Here is a 17290-nt window from a genome sequence, read left to right on the forward strand (position 1 = left end):
CGTTGTCTTGCGGTGGCAGTCCTGGCCATCCCGCTCTGCATGGGTCCGGCCCATGCGGACCCGCCACCATTTCCCGAGTTCTCCGCGAAACGGGTCAAGCCGCCAAGCACTGACACCAAGAAACGGATCACGGTGCAGATCGCGCCCCAAGAGCCAGCGGGCAAGGATCCGTCGTCTCCCGCGGGGCAGCCGCGCGCAGGTTCGGGCAATACGCTGGACTGGTTCTGGAAAGATGTGTCCCCGTCTTACGACGCGAAGGGTCCGGGCCGGCTGGAGCCTGCATTGGTGCGCCTGGCCAACCCGCCTTCAGGAGAGGGCGTCGCCGCGCCGCGTTTGCAAGAGCTTCAGACAATCGCGAAGCGGCATGGCAAGGACATCCTGTTGCACACGGTGGGCACGCGCGTGTCGCCTGCTCTGGCTCTTGCGGTGATCGCGGTTGAATCCGCCGGACGGGCAGACGCGCAAAGCGCGGTCGGGGCCCAAGGGCTTATGCAATTGATGCCCGCCACGGCACAGCGGTTTGGCGTGGCGGACAGCTTTGCCCCGGATCAGAATATCAAGGGCGGGATCGCGTTTCTTGATTTCCTGATGGAGACATTCGACAACGACGTGATCCTCGTGCTGGCCGGATACAACGCCGGAGAGGCCGCTGTGCGCAAGAACAACGGCGTGCCGGATTATGCCGAAACCCGCGCCTATGTCCCGAAGGTGCTGCAAGCGTTCCAAACGGCCAAGGGTTTATGCCTCACCCCGCCTCAACTTGCGACGGATGGCTGCGTGTTCCGCGTTGTTTCAGGTTAGCAGCGCACCGGGGTTCATGATGCCCTGCGGGTCGAGCGCGGCTTTGATCGCCCGCATCGCGGCCAGCTTTGCCGGGTCGCCATAGCGCGCAAGATCGGCCCTCTTGGCACGGCCGACACCATGTTCGGCGCTGAAGCTGCCCCCCAGATCGGCCGCGATATCGTGAACCAGCCGTTTGATCGTCTTGGTCTCTTCAAGATAGAGATCGCGGGATTGGCCTTCGGGCGGGAAGACGTTGAAGTGCAGATTGCCGTCGCCGACATGGCCAAAGCAGTTCATGCGGAACGCCCCAACCTGCGCGATGGACTGCTGAACCCGCGCGATGAATGTCGGCAATTCGCCCAAGGGAACAGACACATCATGGCTCGATACTGCGCCAATGCGGCGGTTGGCTTCGGGGATGTGTTCACGCACCGACCAGAACTCATCGCGCTGTGCTGCGGATTGCGCGATAACTGCATCCTGCGCGATGCCCTGGCTTTCGGCCGCGACGAAAAGGGTTTCAAGCGCCTCTTGCGGGTCCAGACCCTTCGGCAGGCCGATATCCATCAGGACCATCCACTCGGGACGCTGATCACCGAAGGGCAGGCGAATGTCCGGCATGGTTTGTGACAGGAAGTCGAACCCTGTGCGGTGCATCAATTCGAATGCGCTGATGCTTTCGCCCAGTTGTGATTGGGCCAGCGACAGCAGTTCAAGTGCGGCCTCGGCATCGCGGATCACGAATACCGCCGTGCCGGTGCCCACCGGTGCCGGGTAGAGCTTGAGCGAGGCGCCCGTGATGATCCCGAGCGTGCCTTCCGAGCCGATCAGCAGGTTGCGCAGGTCATAGCCCGTGTTGTCCTTGCGCAGGCGTTTCAGGCCGTTCCACACCGATCCATCCGGCAACACCGCTTCGAGACCGAGACACAGATCCCGCGTGTTGCCATACCGCAGGACGTTCACACCGCCCGCATTCGTGGCCAGCAACCCGCCGATCCGCGCCGACCCTTCGGAAGCCAGAGACAGCGGAAACAGGCGGTCGGCTTCGGTGGCCGCTGCCTGAATTGTCGCGAGGATCGCGCCGGCATCGACGATCAGGACATTTTCTTGCGGGTAAACCGCGCGGATATCGGTCATCCGTTCCAGGGACAGGATCAGCGGGGTTTCGGCGACCCCGTCCGGGGCGATCTGGCCACCAACCAGCCCGGTGCCCCCGCCGTAGGGAACGATCCCGACACCGGCCTCGCCACAGGCTTTGACAAGCGCTGACACCTCTTGGGTGTTTCGCGGGCGGGCGACAAAGCCCTGTGCGCCCTGGAACCGGCCACGCGGCTCTTCAAGATAGGATTGTTCGGCGCGCGCGAACATATCGGTCGGGAATTTCCCTGACAGGGTCGTGATGAAATCGTTATCCGCGGAATCGCGAGGCATGGATGTCTCCGAAAATGGTCAGTCTGAAGCGTCCCGCAACCACTCGGGGCGCAGAACCACCACCGTAGGACGCGACGGCAGGTCGCGCAATGACAACTCGATGAAGGAGTTGTCCCGCCGGTCGATCAAGAAGCTGTCCTGCACCTCGTCCAGAAAGGCCTCGAGCGCGTAGCCGGAGAACCAGTGCATCGGGATCACCACGCTGGAGCGCAACCGGTCCACGATGCGCACCATCACCGCGCGCGGAAGGGTATAGCCGCCGTCGACGGGCACCATGACGACGTCAAGCCGCCCGATGGCTGCGTATTGTTGGTCGGTGGGTTCTTGATGCAGGTGGCCCAGATGGCCGATGCACAGGCCCTCTACCTCGAAGATGAAGATGGAATTGCCATTCTCCTCGGTCCCGCCCATGCGGGAGCGGATGTCGGTGGAGACGTTCCGGATCAGCATCTCGCCGATATCGACGTGATGGTCGATGCCCTGGCCGAATTCGCCCCAGCCCTGCAAGACATGTGGAATGGCCGGATCGGGGTTTGCGGTCCAATGCGTTTCATGCGCGTGGTTCATCGTGACGACATCCGGGATCATGGAGGAACTGCCCAGGAAGCCGGTGAAGTCGGTGGCGACGTTCAGGCCGCCGGGTGTCTGGAGCAAGAAGGTCGCGTGGGCGACGTAATTGATCCGGACCGAAAACTCCGGCACCGCCTGGGTCCACGCGGCCTTATGGATATAGGCGGCTTCGGGTGTGGCATCGGCGATCGCAAGGCAATGGCTTGGCCGTCTGTCCCGGTCCTGGGCCAAAGCCGAGGTGCCCGCAAGGGCGATGACAAGCGTCAGAAAAATTGATTTCAACTGCATCGCGAAACCTCCTGCCCTGACAGTAGCGCATGGTTGCCATTGGTCTAGTCACATTTGCCAGGGGGTCGGCGCGGTCGATCGCGCATCGAGCTAGAGCCTAGCTGGCATCCGTCCGGCCCCGGCGGTCCAACCGCAGGGCGGCATAAAGGACATGCGTGCGCCAGCGGCCACCGATCTGCAGGTAGCTTTGCGCGACGCCTTCATATTTGAACCCGGCCTTTTCGAGCAATCCGCGCGACGCGACGTTTTCGGGCAGGCAGGCGGCTTCGATCCGGCTCAGGTCAATGCGGTCGAAGGCATAATGCACCACGGCTGTGATGGCCTCGCGCATATATCCCTGGCGGGCGAAAGGCGCGCCGGTCCAATACCCAAGCGTGCCCGACTGCGCGGGCCCGCGGCGTATGTTGTCGAGCGTGATCGCGCCCAGCAGCATGTCGTCGCTGCGCCGGATCAGGAAAAGCGGAATCGCGGAACCATTCCCGATGGCCCGGTTGGCCCAGTAGACGCGATTGGTAAAGGCGCGGCGGGTCAGGTGGTCTTCCGCCCAGCTTGGCTCCCACGGGACAAGAAAGGTTTCGCTGTCACGCCGGAGTGCGCACCAGGGGTTGTAATCGCTATGCATCGGAGGGCGCAGGATCATCCGCTCGGTATCGAGCTGGAGTTTGCGCCTCAGGCTGAGCATCAGGCCACGCGGCGTTGCAACAGGGCAGGCAGATCGGGCGCGTCGCCCACCGGGCCATAGAGCGCCAGTGCAGCCGGGGCCGTGCTCACCAGGTTTGCGCCGAACGCGCGCACATCGCCGGTGGTCACGCTGTCAATGCGCGACACCGTGTCTTCGAGCGACGGAACCTCGCCCCAGATCTGGATCATGCGGGCCAGCCGTTCGGTGCGCGATGAGGGGCTTTCCAGCCCCATCAGCAACCCCGCCTTCATCTGCGCCCGCGCGCGGGCCACTTCGGCCGGGGACATGTCGTCGGCGGCGCGCTTCATTTCGTCGATGGTCAGGTTGGTCAGATCGCGGATCTCGTCGCCGCTGGTGCCGGCATAGATGGTGGTCATGCCGGTATCCGAATACGCCCCGGTCTGGGCGAAGATGGTGTAGCACAGCCCGCGCTTTTCGCGGATTTCCTGAAACAGGCGGCTCGACATGCCGCCTCCCAGTGCAACGGAATAGACCTGTGCGACATAGAAGTCCGGGTCGCAATAGCCTGGCGATTCGAAGGCCAGCGCCAGGTGGGCCTGTTCCAGTTCCTTGACCTTGCGGCTTTCTCCGCCGTGGAACCGGGCGGCGTCTGCACCGTTCGCCGCGCGCGGTACCATGTCGCCGAACAAACTTTCGGCTTGCGCCACGATGGCGTCGTGATCCACCGCGCCGGCGGCGGCAAGGATCATCTGGTCGGGGCCGTAATGTTCATTCACGAACATGGCCAGGTCGTCCTTGGAGAACCCCGACACCCGCTGCGTTTCGCCGAGGATCGTGCGGCCGATCGCCTGATCCGGATAGGCGTTTTCCTGCAGCCAGTCGAAAATGATGTCGTCGGGTGTATCCGCCGCCTGACCGATCTCCTGCAGGATCACGTGCCGCTCGACCTCGATTTCCTTCGGATCGAACATCGGGTTGCGCAGGATGTCTGCAACCACGTCCATCGCAAGGCCGACATCGTTGCGCAGCACCCGCGCGTAATAGGCGGTCACTTCGCGTGAGGTGTAGGCGTTTATATAACCGCCAACATCCTCGATCGCTTCGGCGATCTGAAGCGCATTGCGCGTCTTTGTGCCCTTGAAGGCCATGTGTTCAAGGAAATGCGCGATGCCGTTCTGTTCGGGCCGTTCGTGGCGCCCGCCCGCGGTAATCCAGATGCCGATGGCCGCGCTTTCCAGTCCGGGCATATGCTCGGTCACGATACGGAAGCCGTTGGGGAGTGTCGCGGTCTGCACGGTCAAGAGGTGATCCTGTCTTTTATATGGGTTTCAAGTGTGTCGAGGTCGTTCGCCAGACGCGTGACGCGTTCGGTGCGGTCGAAGAGATCGGCCATACGTTCAGGCAGCGGCGGTCGGAGGCCGGTGGCCTTCTGCACCGCGTCGGGGAATTTGGCGGGATGGGCGGTGGCCAGCGTGACCATCGGGGTTGCGGGATCGCGCTGCGCTTCGGCCACGGCGACACCGATTGCCGAATGGGGACACAGAAGTTCGCCCATGTGGTCCTGGGCCTGTGTGATCATCGCAAGTGTCTGGTCTTCCGAGACACGCCCGCTGTCGTAATGGTCACGCAAAACCTGCATGGCGCCCTGGCTGACGTGGAAACCGCCGGCCTTCAGCTCATCCATAAGCTGCGCCACTGCAGCGCCATCGCGGTCATAGGCGTCAAACAGCGCACGTTCGAAGTTCGATGACACCTGTATGTCCATCGACGGGCTGATTGTGGGTGTCACGCTGTCGGTGACATAGCCGCCCGTGCTCAGGCAGCGGTGCAGGATATCATTGTGGTTCGTCGCCACCACAAGGCGGTCGATGGGCAGGCCCATCCGCTTGGCGATATAGCCCGCGAAAATGTCACCGAAATTGCCGGTGGGGACCGTGAAGCTGATCTTTCGGTCCGGCGCGCCAAGGCTGACGGCGGAGGAAAAGTAGTAGACCACCTGTGCCAGAACGCGGCCCCAGTTGATGGAATTGACCCCGGCCAGCCGCACTGCATCGCGAAACTCGAAATGGTTGAACATGTCCTTGAGCCGCGCCTGACAATCGTCGAAATCGCCGTCGATCGCAATGGCATGAACGTTATCTTCGACCGGCGTGGTCATCTGGCGGCGCTGCACGTCCGACACCCGGCCATGCGGGAACAGGATGAACACATCCACGGCGTCCAGGCCGCGAAACGCTTCGATCGCGGCAGATCCGGTATCCCCGGATGTCGCGCCGACGATGGTCACGCGGTCGCCCCGGCGGGTCAGCGCCTCTTCGAACATCTGCCCGATCAGCTGCATCGCGAAATCCTTGAACGCGAGCGTCGGGCCGTGGAACAGCTCAAGCAGAAAATGACCGTTGCCCAGCTGCACCAGCGGCGCGCGGGCGTCATGGCCGAAGCCCGCATACGCCTTGGCGATCAGGTCGGCAAACACCTCGTCGGTGAAGGCATCTCCGATAAAGGGGCGCATGACGCGAAATGCGATGTCTTCATACGACTGCCCGTGCATCGCGCGGATATCGTCCGGCGAAAGTTGCGGGATCGTTTCGGGCACATACAACCCGCCGTCGCGGGCAAGGCCCGACAGCATCGTGTCTTCGAATCCAAGCGCCGGGGCCGAGCCGCGCGTCGAAATATACTGCATCGGGCGTTAGCCCTCCTTGCCTTTGCGTTGGCGCCAGAGATACGCGCCGGTCATCACAATCCAGACGACGGCAAGCGAGTACCAGGTGATCGCGTATTGCAGGTGATCGTTCGGAATCCCGCCGGTGTCCACAGGCAGCGGGTCGATGCCCGCATCGGCGGGTGAGATGTTGCGGGCAATCACCAGCAGCGGTTCGGTCTCCAGCACATCCGCCATCGCATCGACATCGCGGGCGAACCAGGTGTTGCCCTCGACATCGTTCTCGGGTGTTGACGAAGTCCGGTCATCGGGCCAGTGCAGGTTGCCCTGAACCTCGGCCATGCCACCGTCGCGGTCCTGTTCGCGATTGGCGACGGGAATGAAGCCCCGGTCAAGCAGGATGCGGCGGCCACCCTCCGTGGTGAACGCAGAGATCACGCGGTAGCCCGCGCCGATTTTCTTTTGCGAGACCAGGACGTATAATTCGCCAGGTTCAATCGTACCGTTGATCTGTACCGGCTGGTAACGGTCGGTTTCGGGATCACCGATGGCGGGCAGGGGGGCTGGATCGCCGCCAATGCGGTTTTCGATCTCCGACAGGATGCCGCGCTTCCAGTCGAGCCGTTGCATCTGCCAGGTGCCCAGCCAAAGCAGAATGGCAGTGCCGATCAGGCCGAAAAGCAATGGCGTGATGATACGGGACAAGTGGCAGGCTCCGAAAGGGAAGAAGGCGCGCCGGTCCGGCGCGCCTTGTCTTATCGTTCATGGCAGTTCCGGTTCAAGCCGGAACGTCATGTCGCTTCAGGGTTACTGGCCCCAGACGTAAACAGAGGCAAAGAGGAACAGCCAGACCACGTCGACGAAGTGCCAGTACCAGGCGGCGGCCTCGAAGCCGACATGCTTGTCCTGCGTGAAATGTCCGCGCATCAGGCGCAACAGACAGACGAACAGGAAGATCGTGCCGATCACCACATGTGCGCCGTGAAACCCTGTCGCCATGAAGAAGTTGGCCCCGTAGATGTTGCCGGCAAAGCCGAAGCCCGCATGGGTGTATTCATACACCTGAAGCACGGTGAAGATCGCGCCAAGCGCGATGGCGATGATCAGGCCCCACTTCATGTCCTCGCGGTTGTCCTCGTGCACCAGCGCGTGGTGCGCCCAGGTCGCGGCAGCCCCCGAGCAAAGCAGGATCAACGTGTTGATCAGCGGCAGGTGCCATGGATCGAAGGTTTCGATCCCCGCCGGCGGCCAGACACCGTCAATCGCCGGGCTGTCGGGCCCCATCGGATAGAGCGCGTGCTTGAAGAAGCTCCAGAACCAGGCGGCAAAGAACATCACTTCAGAGATGATGAAGAGGATGAAGCCGTATTTCAGGCCGATGCGCACGACAGGCGTGTGATCGCCCACCTGGCTTTCGGCGACCACATCGGCCCACCAGCCGAACATCGTGTAGAGCACGCCGACAAACCCGATGAGGAACATCCAGGGGCCGCTTCCATGCATCCAGAGCACCGCTCCGAACAGCATGATGAACCCCGCCACCGATCCGATGAACGGCCAGACGGAGGGGTTCAGAATGTGGTAGTCATGATCTTTTGCGTGCGCCATTTTTGGTCCCTCGTTGGATAGGCGTTAGTTCACGGAGCCGCTGTCGGTGTCCTCCACGGACAGAGCGGCCTGTTTTTCCTCGGGCAGCTCGATCTGGTGAAACGTATAGGACAGCGTGATGTGTTTCGCGAATTTTGCATCCGCGTCATTCATGATGTCGGGATCGACGAAAAAGCTGACGGGCATGTCAACACGTTCGCCCGGCATCAGGATCTGTTCTTCGAAGCAGAAGCAGGCAATCTTGGAAAAGTAGAGCCCTGCCCCATAGGGCGCGACGTTGTAGCTGGCCGTTCCGGCGATGGGTTCGTCGGTCGGGTTGTAGGCTTCGTAGAAGGCCAGCCCTTCTTCGCCCAGTCGCAATTCCACTTCGAGTTGCTTGGGTTTGAATTCCCACGGCATTCCGCGTTCCAGAGAGGCATCAAAGCGCACCTTGATCGTCTGGTCGACGATGTCCCGGCTGCCTGCTTCGGCCACATTGGTTTCGCCACCGTAGCCCGTGACCCGGCAGAACCAGTCGTAAAGGGGCACCGAGGCCCAGGCCATGGCGCCCATGAAGAGCACCACAGCGACACCTTGAAGAGCGGTCTTGTTCTTTGGATCGAGCGTTTTCATTGGGACACCGATTGCGTTGCAGGCGTTTGGTAGTCGCCGCCCGTCACCTTTACCACAGTCAGACCGAACACGATCGCGATCAGCCCGGCCAGGATGACGCCGACCGCCAGATTGCGGCCAAAGCGGCGTTGATGCAGTTCATGTTGTTTCGACAGGCTCATGCCCAGACCCCGAATTTGTCAAAGCCCGCCTCGACCAGGATCGCGCCGAAATGCGCAAAGAGATAGAGCAGCGAGAGTTTGAAAAACTTGCGTTCGACGCGGAAATTGTCGGCCTCCGACATGTCCTCGTCCCGGCGCCAAATCTGCACCGCACCGCGGAGGAACATCGCGTTGAGCACCACGGCAGTGGCGATGTAGACTGGCCCTCCGATTGATGTGAACCCGGCGGCCAACGCCAGGACGGCCAGCAGCACGGTATAGGCGAGGATATGGATGCGTGTCGCGCGGCGACCATGGGTGACGGTCAACATCGGCACGTCCGCGTTGTCGTAATCCTTGCGCATGAAAAGCGCCAGCGCCCAGAAATGCGGCGGCGTCCACATGAAGGTCAGGCAGAACATCAGCACCGATTCGATGCTGACCCCGCCTGTCGCGGCCGCCCAGCCAATCATCGGAGGAAAGGCCCCTGCGGCCCCGCCGATCACGATGTTCTGCGGCGTCCAGCGCTTGAGCCACATCGTGTAGATCACGACATAAAAGAAGATGGTAAAGGCCAGAAGCCCGGCTGCGACCCAGTTCGTCGCAAGTCCAAGAAACACGACCGAAAAGGCCGAGAGGGCAATCCCGATGCCGAACGCGTCTGCCCCGGTGACCTTGCCAGCCGGAATCGGGCGGCGCCGGGTGCGTTTCATCACGGCGTCGATATCCGCATCCCACCACATGTTCAGCGCACCGGAGGCACCGCCACCGATGGCGATGAAGAGGATGGCGCAAAATCCGACGAAAGGATGGACCGGCGTCGGGGCCGCCAGAAGACCGACAAAGGCTGTGAACACGACCAGGGTCATCACGCGCGGCTTGAGCAACGCGAAATAATCGCCGAACCCGGCCTCGTTGGCGGCGCTGTAGGGCTGGGAGGGGATGCTTGTATCGGTCACGCGTCTTGTCTCAAACAGGTTGGGGCCTTCGCGGCGTGGGGTGGCGCGCAGGCAGAAGACTGCCTGCGCCCGGTCTCGATCAATTGGTCAGAACGGTCCGGACATCGACATATCCGCCATCGTCCCTGGAGGCGGTCAGCCAGGCATCATATGCCTCCTTGCTGACGACCTTGACGGTGATCGGCATATAGGCATGCGCCAGGCCGCAGAGCTCGGAGCATTGGCCGAAATAGACACCTTCCTTTTCGGGCGTGAACCAAAGCTCGGCCAGGCGACCGGGCACCGCATCCTGTTTCACGCCGAAGGCCGGGATGGTCCATGAATGGATCACGTCCGCGCCAGTAACCTGCATGACAACCGTTTCGCCCACCGGGACGACGACCGCAGTGTCCGTGGCCAGAAGGAAATCTTCCTTCTTGTACCCGGCCTCGATCAACTGGTCCTCGACTTCGGGGGACATGCGGTTGTCACCGCCTGTGAAGGGCGAGCCGATCATGTTGCCGTCAAAGGAGAGATCCTCGCCGACATAATCATATCCCCAGTACCACTGGTAGCCGGTCACCTTGATGGTGACATCCGCCTCGGGAATTTCCTGCTGCTTGAACAGGACCGGCAGGGAAAATGCGCCAATGAACACAAGGATGAGAATCGGTCCCACGGTCCAGGCGATTTCGACCGGAGTGTTGTGGGTGAAACTTCTTGGGGTGGGGTTTGATTTGCTGTTGTAGCGCACGATGCAGTAAGCCAGCAACCCCGTGACCAAAAGCACGATGGCGGTGATGATGATAAGGATCATCCCGTCCAGCCATTGCAGGTCGCGCGCCAGTTCCGTCGCCGCGGGCTGAAAGCCGGTGCCGCGCTGCACCGGTTCGCCGATTGTTTCAATCGTTTGCTGGGCAAACGCGGGCGCGGCGCCGAATGTCGTGGCCAGCCCCAGGAGCAAAGATTTCAGTTGCATGTCCTACCCTGATCGGTTGCGTATAAAGTCATGTTACGAGGATAGCCCGGGGATGGCCGTTGCCAATCCGGAGTGCCCGTTGTCTTGAGGGCGGTTAAAACCATATTCCGTGCATCAGTTAAAGAAGCTTGCTTGCGGCAAAAAGGCGCTTTCTTTGATCTGGATCAATTTACACCTCTGGGGGTCCCATGGCTGACACGTCCTTTCAACCGTTTGAAACGCATCTCGATCAGGACAAGGCGCTTGCGCTGCTGAAAGAGGCCGTCGCGGGGGCAGACGACGGAGAGTTGTTTTTGGAGCGGCGTCGCTCCGAGGTGCTGATGTTTGATGATGGCCGCGTGCGCACCGCGAGCTACGACGCCTCCGAAGGCTTCGGGCTGCGCGCCGTGCGCGGCGAGGTGGCGGGATATTCCCACGCCACCGATATCTCCGAATCGGCGATCAAGCGCGCGGTGGACACCGCGCGACTGGCCGTCGGCGAGGGCGGTGGCACCCTTGCCGACGGTCCGAAAGGCACGAACATTCGGCTCTACTCGGATGCCGACCCGATCGAGGGCCGCAGCTTTCCTGTCAAGGTCGACATTCTGCGCGAGATCGACGCCTTCGCCCGCGACCTCGATCCGCGCGTGGTGCAGGTCAGCGCGACGATCGCCGCGTCCTTGCAGGAGGTCGCAATCCTGCGCCCCGAGGGCACGCTCGTCTCTGATATCCGGCCGATGACCCGGGTGAACGTGAGCGTCATCGTCGAAGAGAACGGCCGCCGCGAATCCGGAACCGCGGGCGGCGGTGGGCGCGTCATGCTGGACGGGCTGCTCGACCCGGCCGATTGGCAGGGCAAGGCGCGCGAAGCCCTGCGCATCGCTCTGGTCAACCTCGACGCGGAGCCGGCCCCGGCGGGTGTCATGGATATCGTGCTGGGGCCGGGCTGGCCCGGCATCCTGCTGCACGAGGCGGTGGGCCACGGGCTTGAAGGGGATTTCAATCGCAAGGGCAGTTCGGCCTTTGCCGGTCTGATGGGCCAACAGGTTGCCGCCAGGGGCGTGACGGTCCTTGACGACGGCACAATCCCCGATCGGCGCGGGTCGATCACAATTGACGACGAAGGCACGCCATCGGGCAAGAACGTGCTGATCGAGGATGGCAAGCTGGTGGGCTTCATGCAGGACCGCCAGAACGCGCGGCTCATGGGGGTGGAGCCGACCGGCAACGGGCGCCGCGAATCCTATGCGCATATCCCGATGCCCCGGATGACCAACACCTATATGCTGGGTGGCACTGTCGCGCCGGGCGACATTGTGGGCGACCTGAAGGACGGGATCTGGGCCGTGGGCTTCGGCGGCGGGCAGGTGGACATCACCAACGGCAAGTTCGTGTTCTCTTGCACCGAAGCCTATCGCGTCAAGGACGGCAAGGTGGGCGCGCCCGTCAAGGGGGCAACGCTGATCGGCGACGGCGCGACAGCGCTGCAACAGATCCGCGCGATCGGCAACGACATGGCGCTCGATCCGGGCATGGGCAATTGCGGCAAGGACGGCCAATGGGTGCCCGTCGGCGTTGGCCAACCTACGGTGATGATCGGCGGCCTGACGGTCGGTGGCGCGCAGGCGGGATAAAAGAAGTGATCTGAAACAAAGGGTTGGCGGGGAAAGCCGGGTTTTCTCGCCACCCTCTTGTCTGGATTCACCTGTGATTAACCAGTGGCCGCCTATTCCTGTTCCTGCAAGCGGACGGAGGCAGGATGACATTGGAACACAACTCTTCCACTCACCCCCTACTCCCACCCACCACGGAAGACCAAAGGTTTGACTGGCTTCGTCTCTTGCGCTCGCGCCGTGTCGGGATCAGCACGTTTTACCGGCTCATGCGCGATCACGGCAGCGCGGCGGACGCCCTGCGTCATCTGCCCGACATTGCCAGGGCGGCGGGGGTCGACACCTATTCCATTTGCCCGGAGGCGGTGGTGCAAGCCGAACTCAAGGCCGCGACGGCGTCCGGCGCGCAGCTTGTCTGCCGCGGCGACGACCTCTACCCGGACAGCCTCGATGATCTCGAAGATGCACCGCCGATGCTCTGGGTGATCGGCAATGCCGCCCTTTTGTCAAAACCCCAAATCGCCCTTGTCGGGGCGCGAAATGCCTCGTCCCTCGGGGGCCGGATGGCGCGGGCGCTGGCCACCGACCTGGCCAAGTCGGGGTTCGTGATCACCTCAGGCATGGCCCGCGGTGTGGATACGGCGGCCCATCTCGCTGCATTGAAAGCGGGAACCGTGGCGGTTCTGGGGGGGGGCGTTGATGTGCTCTATCCTGCGGAAAATTCCCGGCTGGCCGAGGATATCGTGGCCAATGGCGGCGTGCGGCTCAGTGAGCAACCGATGGCGCTGCAACCGCAGGCGCGGCATTTTCCGGCGCGCAACAGAATCATCTCGGGATTGTGCCGCGCGGTGATCGTGGTCGAGGCGGCGGCGAAATCGGGATCGCTCATTACCGCGCGCACGGCGCTTGACCAGGGCAGGGAGGTGATGGCCGTTCCCGGACACCCGTTCGATGCGCGCGCCAGCGGGTGCATCATGCTCTTGCGCGATGGCGCGCGCCTGGTGCGCAGCGCCGAGGACGTGATTGACGGTCTGTCCCCGATCGCCGATGCCGCCCCACCGCAACTGCCGTTGGAGCCGGTGCAACCCGAACGGCCGCTTGCCCAGGTGGCACAGCTGCATCAGCAAATTCTTGACCGGTTGGGCCCGTCGCCATTGGGCGAGGATCAACTGATCCGCGATCTCGGGGCAAGCTCCCGCCTGGTGTCACCGGCTTTGACGGACCTGGAAATGGATGGGCGGATCAGTCGCCAGCCCGGTGGCCTGATTTCGCGTGTCGGCTGAGCCTGGCACCACAAATGATGACATCATTGCGTTTGCCTGCGAGCAAACGCGGGCCGCGACCCGGCCTCTTTCCACGTGGCCTGTCGGTGGTTGCGATACCTGCTCGATTGACAATTCCCGCTTGCACCCCACATGCTGCGCGGCCATACGCAGCCAGACCAGACCGGTCATCCGCATGTAGAAAGGTGTTCGCTCTATGCCCGTCGTTGTTGTTGAATCCCCGGCCAAGGCCAAAACGATCAACAAGTATCTGGGCTCTGATTACACCGTTCTTGCCTCCTATGGCCATGTGCGGGACCTGCCGCCAAAGGATGGATCGGTCGATCCCGAGAATGATTTCGACATGAAATGGGAGGTTGCCACCGATTCCCGCAAACATGTCGCAGCCATTGCCGATGCGCTCAAATCCGACGACGCACTGATCCTCGCGACGGACCCCGACCGCGAGGGCGAGGCAATCTCCTGGCACCTGAAAGAGGCGCTGACAAAGCGCCGGTCGATCAAGAAAACCACCGATGTGAAACGCGTCACCTTCAACGCGATCACGAAAGACGCCGTGACAGAGGCGATGGCCAATCCCCGCGACATCGACGCGCCTTTGGTCGAGGCATATCTGGCGCGGCGGGCCTTGGACTATCTTGTCGGGTTCAACCTGTCACCGGTGCTGTGGCGCAAGCTGCCGGGGGCGCGCAGCGCGGGGCGGGTGCAATCGGTCAGCCTGCGGCTGATTGTCGAACGGGAAATGGAGATCGAGGCGTTCAAACCGCGCGAATACTGGTCGGTGAAGGCGAAACTGGCCACGCCGCGCGGCCAGGACTACGAGGCGCGGCTGACCGTGCTCGCCGGAAAGAAGCTTGACCGCTACGATATCGAGAACGAAACTCAGGCCGAAATGGCGGTTCAGGCGATCACCAGCCGCGACCTGACCGTTCAGTCGGTCGAAGCGAAACCCGCCTCCCGCAACCCGTCGGCACCATTCATGACGTCGACGCTTCAGCAAGAGGCCAGCCGCAAGTTCGGCATGGGCGCGCGCCAGACGATGAACGCGGCGCAACGGCTTTATGAGGCCGGCCACATCACCTACATGCGGACCGATGGTATCGACATGGCGCCCGAGGCTGTCGATCAGGCACGCGCCGCGATCAAGGACCGCTATGGCGCCGATTACGTGCCGAGCGAGAAACGGATTTACAAGAACAAGGCGAAGAACGCGCAGGAAGCGCATGAATGCATCCGGCCCACCGACATGGCGCGGGATGCACAGTCGCTCAAGCTGTCGGAGCCCGATCAGCGCAAGCTTTACGACCTGATCTGGAAACGCACCCTGGCCTGCCAGATGGAGTCGGCCCGGCTCGAACGCACCGTTGTCGATGTCGGCAGCGCCGATGAACAGGTCGTGCTGCGCGCCAATGGCCAGGTCGTTCTGTTCGACGGGTTCCTGCGCGTCTACGAGGAAGGCCGCGACGACGCGGCGGTGGATGACGACGACAAGCGCCTGCCGCAAATCTCCGAGGGCGAAATCGCCGACAAGCGCGCCATCACGCCCGATCAGCATTTCACCCAGCCGCCACCGCGCTACACCGAGGCGACGCTGGTCAAGAAGATGGAAGAACTGGGCATTGGCCGCCCCTCGACCTATGCCAGCATCATCACCACGATCCAGGATCGCGAATATGTCCGCAAGGAACAGAATCGCCTTATCCCCGAAGACAAGGGCCGGATCGTCACCATCTTCCTGCTCAATTTTTTCAAACGCTACGTGGAATATGATTTCACGGCCGCGCTCGAGGACGAGCTGGACCATGTCAGCGCGGGAGAGGGCGACTACAAGGCGCTCCTGAGTCGCTTCTGGCGCGATTTCTCCGCAGCTATTGCCGAAACCTCCGATCTTCGCATCACCGAGGTTCTGGATGTGCTGGACGACGCGCTTGCGCCTCAGCTTTACCCGCCGCGCGAGGATGGTACCGATCCGCGCATCTGTCCGAAATGCGGGCAGGGGCAGTTGCACCTCAAGACGTCGCGCACCGGTGGGTTTGTCGGCTGTGGGAATTACCCTGAATGCACCTATACGCGCCCCATCGCCGGCGAAGGGGCCGAGGGCGAGGAGCGCGTGCTGGGCGAGGATCAGGGCGACGAGATCTGGCTCAAGTCAGGTCGCTTCGGGCCGTATGTTCAGCGCGGCGAGCCGACGCCGGAAAACAAGAAACCCCCGCGCGCCAGCCTGCCAAAGGCCAAGGGGGATTTCCTGCCCGGATGGTCGCCCGACGATATGACACTGGAAAAGGCGGTGACGCTGCTGACCCTGCCGCGCATCGTTGGCATGCACCCCGATGGCGGCGAGGTGAAGTCGAACCTGGGGCGCTTTGGTCCTTACATCATGCACCAATTGCCCGACGAGCCAAAGCCGGTTTACGTCAATCTCAAGGAATTCCAGGAGGTGTTCGAAATCGGCATGAACCGATCCGTCGAGCTGTTGGCCGAAAAGCGCGCCAATCCGGGACGCGGCCGGGGTGCGGCAGCCAAGCCGCTCAAGACGCTGGGCGAACATCCCCAGGATGGCGGACCCGTCGCGGTGATGGAAGGTCGGTACGGGCCTTACGTCAAGTGGGAAAAGGTCAATGCGACCTTGCCCAAGGACGTGGAGCCGGACGATGTGACGATGGATGTCGCAGTGAAGCTGATCGCCGAAAAGGCGGCCAAGAAAGGCGGCAAGAAGAAAGCCGCCCCCAAGAAGGCTGCTCCAAAGACAGCCCCAAAGACAGCCGCGCCCAAGAAGGCCGCTGCCCGCAAACCGGCCGCCAAGAAGACTGCGACCAAGGCGTCGGGCGCGAAAAAGAAGGCTACCCCTGAATAGGCGCCGAACCGACGGGGCGTTACAGGCAAGCAGCGATTGAACTTTTCGTGATTGGTCCTTTTGGCGCGGGGCATGCACCCTGTGCAAAAAAAACGGACCACAGAGCAGGAGTTCCCATGACCGGACCATTCGTTTCGCGCCGCGCGCTTGTCGGTGGCGCGATCGCCGCCGTCGCCATGCCCAGGGTGCTGCGCGCACAGGAGGCCACAGGCTCCAATCGGCGCAACATCTCGTCCTTTGCACAACAGGATTGGCGCGATCATTTCGAGACCCTGGGCAAGGGCGCGATCGTCTGCGATACGGTGTCGCGCGCGCTGCATTACTGGAATGCCGAGGGAAGCGATTACCGGGTCTTCCCGACCTCGGTGCCCAAGACCGATGAGCTGACCCGGCGCGGGTACACCCGGATCGTGCGCAAGAAGGAAGGGCCCTCCTGGACACCCACGCAGTCCCAGATGGAGCGGTTTCCCGATTGGAAGCCGATGGGTCCTGGCCCGGACAATCCCCTGGGCACCCATGCGCTGTACTTCGATTGGCCAGCTTACCTGATCCACGGCACGCATGACACCCGCAAGATCGGGCGGCGTTCGTCGGATGGCTGTATCGGGCTGTTCAACGAAACCGTGGAAGAACTTTATGCCCTGGTGCCGGTTGGCACGCAGGTGCGCCTGGTCTGACCGGGCAGGAAACCGCGAAGAACAACCGGACCCCTGTTACCCCTGCCGGGCCCCCGCAAGTTGGGGCGGCTTCGACATGGACGGGCCGTGGCGTTGACTTAGCAGGCACGACGCGCCAAAACGGCGGGGCGTTCAACAGCAGGGGATTTCGCAATGAAAAAGGTCTATGGCTCGGCAATCGAAGCGCTTGAGGGGCTGCTGTCCGATGGCATGCTGATCTCGGCGGG

General features: G+C 62.5%; 16 protein-coding genes. 5 read left to right on the forward strand and 11 right to left on the reverse strand.

Annotated features, from left to right (window positions below; translation table 11 throughout):
- The first annotated feature begins 39 nt into the window (after positions 1-39).
- Positions 40-801: a lytic transglycosylase domain-containing protein gene (locus LCF59_RS16365; protein WP_292288709.1), complete on the forward strand. Its 762-nt coding sequence runs from the start codon at positions 40-42 to the stop codon at positions 799-801.
- Here the strand turns inward: LCF59_RS16365 and LCF59_RS16370 are convergent.
- From LCF59_RS16370 to coxB, 11 genes are all read right to left on the reverse strand, one after another.
- Entirely contained in the window at positions 793-2214 is a 1422-nt protein-coding gene (locus LCF59_RS16370; protein WP_292288694.1) for an FAD-binding oxidoreductase, read from the reverse strand. The genes LCF59_RS16365 and LCF59_RS16370 overlap by 9 nt on opposite strands.
- Before the next feature lie 18 nt (positions 2215-2232).
- Complete coding sequence (locus LCF59_RS16375) at positions 2233-3072, reverse strand: MBL fold metallo-hydrolase (RefSeq protein WP_292288695.1); 840 nt, start codon at positions 3070-3072, stop codon at positions 2233-2235.
- A gap of 97 nt (positions 3073-3169) precedes the next feature.
- Positions 3170-3754: a GNAT family protein gene (locus LCF59_RS16380; protein ID WP_292288696.1), complete on the reverse strand. Its 585-nt coding sequence runs from the start codon at positions 3752-3754 to the stop codon at positions 3170-3172.
- Positions 3754-5016 carry a pitrilysin family protein gene (locus LCF59_RS16385; RefSeq protein ID WP_292288697.1) on the reverse strand — a complete coding sequence of 421 codons (1263 nt, stop codon included), beginning with the start codon at positions 5014-5016 and terminating at the stop codon, positions 3754-3756. Before LCF59_RS16385 ends, LCF59_RS16380 begins: the two co-directional genes overlap by 1 nt.
- Positions 5013-6401 (reverse strand): threonine synthase, encoded by a 1389-nt coding sequence (thrC, locus tag LCF59_RS16390; RefSeq protein WP_292288698.1) that lies wholly within the window; start codon positions 6399-6401, stop codon positions 5013-5015. The genes LCF59_RS16385 and thrC overlap by 4 nt, the downstream gene beginning before the upstream one ends.
- Positions 6402-6407: 6 nt before the next feature.
- Entirely contained in the window at positions 6408-7085 is a 678-nt protein-coding gene (locus LCF59_RS16395) for an SURF1 family protein (RefSeq protein WP_292288699.1), read from the reverse strand.
- Positions 7086-7187: 102 nt separating this feature from the next.
- Positions 7188-7988, reverse strand: coding sequence for a cytochrome c oxidase subunit 3 (locus LCF59_RS16400; RefSeq protein ID WP_292288700.1), 801 nt, complete (start codon positions 7986-7988; stop codon positions 7188-7190).
- 24 nt (positions 7989-8012) lie between these two features.
- Positions 8013-8600 carry a cytochrome c oxidase assembly protein gene (locus LCF59_RS16405; protein WP_292288701.1) on the reverse strand — a complete coding sequence of 196 codons (588 nt, stop codon included), beginning with the start codon at positions 8598-8600 and terminating at the stop codon, positions 8013-8015.
- Complete coding sequence (locus tag LCF59_RS16410; RefSeq protein WP_292288702.1) at positions 8597-8761, reverse strand: hypothetical protein; 165 nt, start codon at positions 8759-8761, stop codon at positions 8597-8599. The genes LCF59_RS16405 and LCF59_RS16410 overlap by 4 nt, the downstream gene beginning before the upstream one ends.
- Positions 8758-9699 carry a heme o synthase gene (gene cyoE, locus LCF59_RS16415; RefSeq protein WP_292288703.1) on the reverse strand — a complete coding sequence of 314 codons (942 nt, stop codon included), beginning with the start codon at positions 9697-9699 and terminating at the stop codon, positions 8758-8760. The genes LCF59_RS16410 and cyoE overlap by 4 nt, the downstream gene beginning before the upstream one ends.
- Before the next feature lie 79 nt (positions 9700-9778).
- Positions 9779-10657 (reverse strand): cytochrome c oxidase subunit II, encoded by an 879-nt coding sequence (gene coxB / locus LCF59_RS16420; protein ID WP_292288704.1) that lies wholly within the window; start codon positions 10655-10657, stop codon positions 9779-9781.
- Positions 10658-10845: 188 nt separating this feature from the next.
- On the opposite strand from coxB, the gene tldD reads away from it, so the two are divergent.
- From tldD to LCF59_RS16440, 4 genes are all read left to right on the forward strand, one after another.
- Positions 10846-12270, forward strand: a complete 1425-nt coding sequence (gene tldD / locus LCF59_RS16425) for a metalloprotease TldD (RefSeq protein ID WP_292288705.1) — start codon at positions 10846-10848, stop codon at positions 12268-12270.
- Between the two features lie 125 nt (positions 12271-12395).
- Positions 12396-13532: a DNA-processing protein DprA gene (gene dprA, locus LCF59_RS16430; protein WP_292288706.1), complete on the forward strand. Its 1137-nt coding sequence runs from the start codon at positions 12396-12398 to the stop codon at positions 13530-13532.
- Positions 13533-13728: 196 nt separating this feature from the next.
- Entirely contained in the window at positions 13729-16386 is a 2658-nt protein-coding gene (topA, locus tag LCF59_RS16435) for a type I DNA topoisomerase (RefSeq protein ID WP_292288707.1), read from the forward strand.
- 116 nt (positions 16387-16502) lie between these two features.
- Complete coding sequence (locus LCF59_RS16440) at positions 16503-17063, forward strand: L,D-transpeptidase (protein WP_292288708.1); 561 nt, start codon at positions 16503-16505, stop codon at positions 17061-17063.
- Positions 17064-17290: the final 227 nt, after the last annotated feature.

Source organism: Marivita sp. (assembly GCF_020055675.1).
GTDB lineage: Bacteria > Pseudomonadota > Alphaproteobacteria > Rhodobacterales > Rhodobacteraceae > Marivita.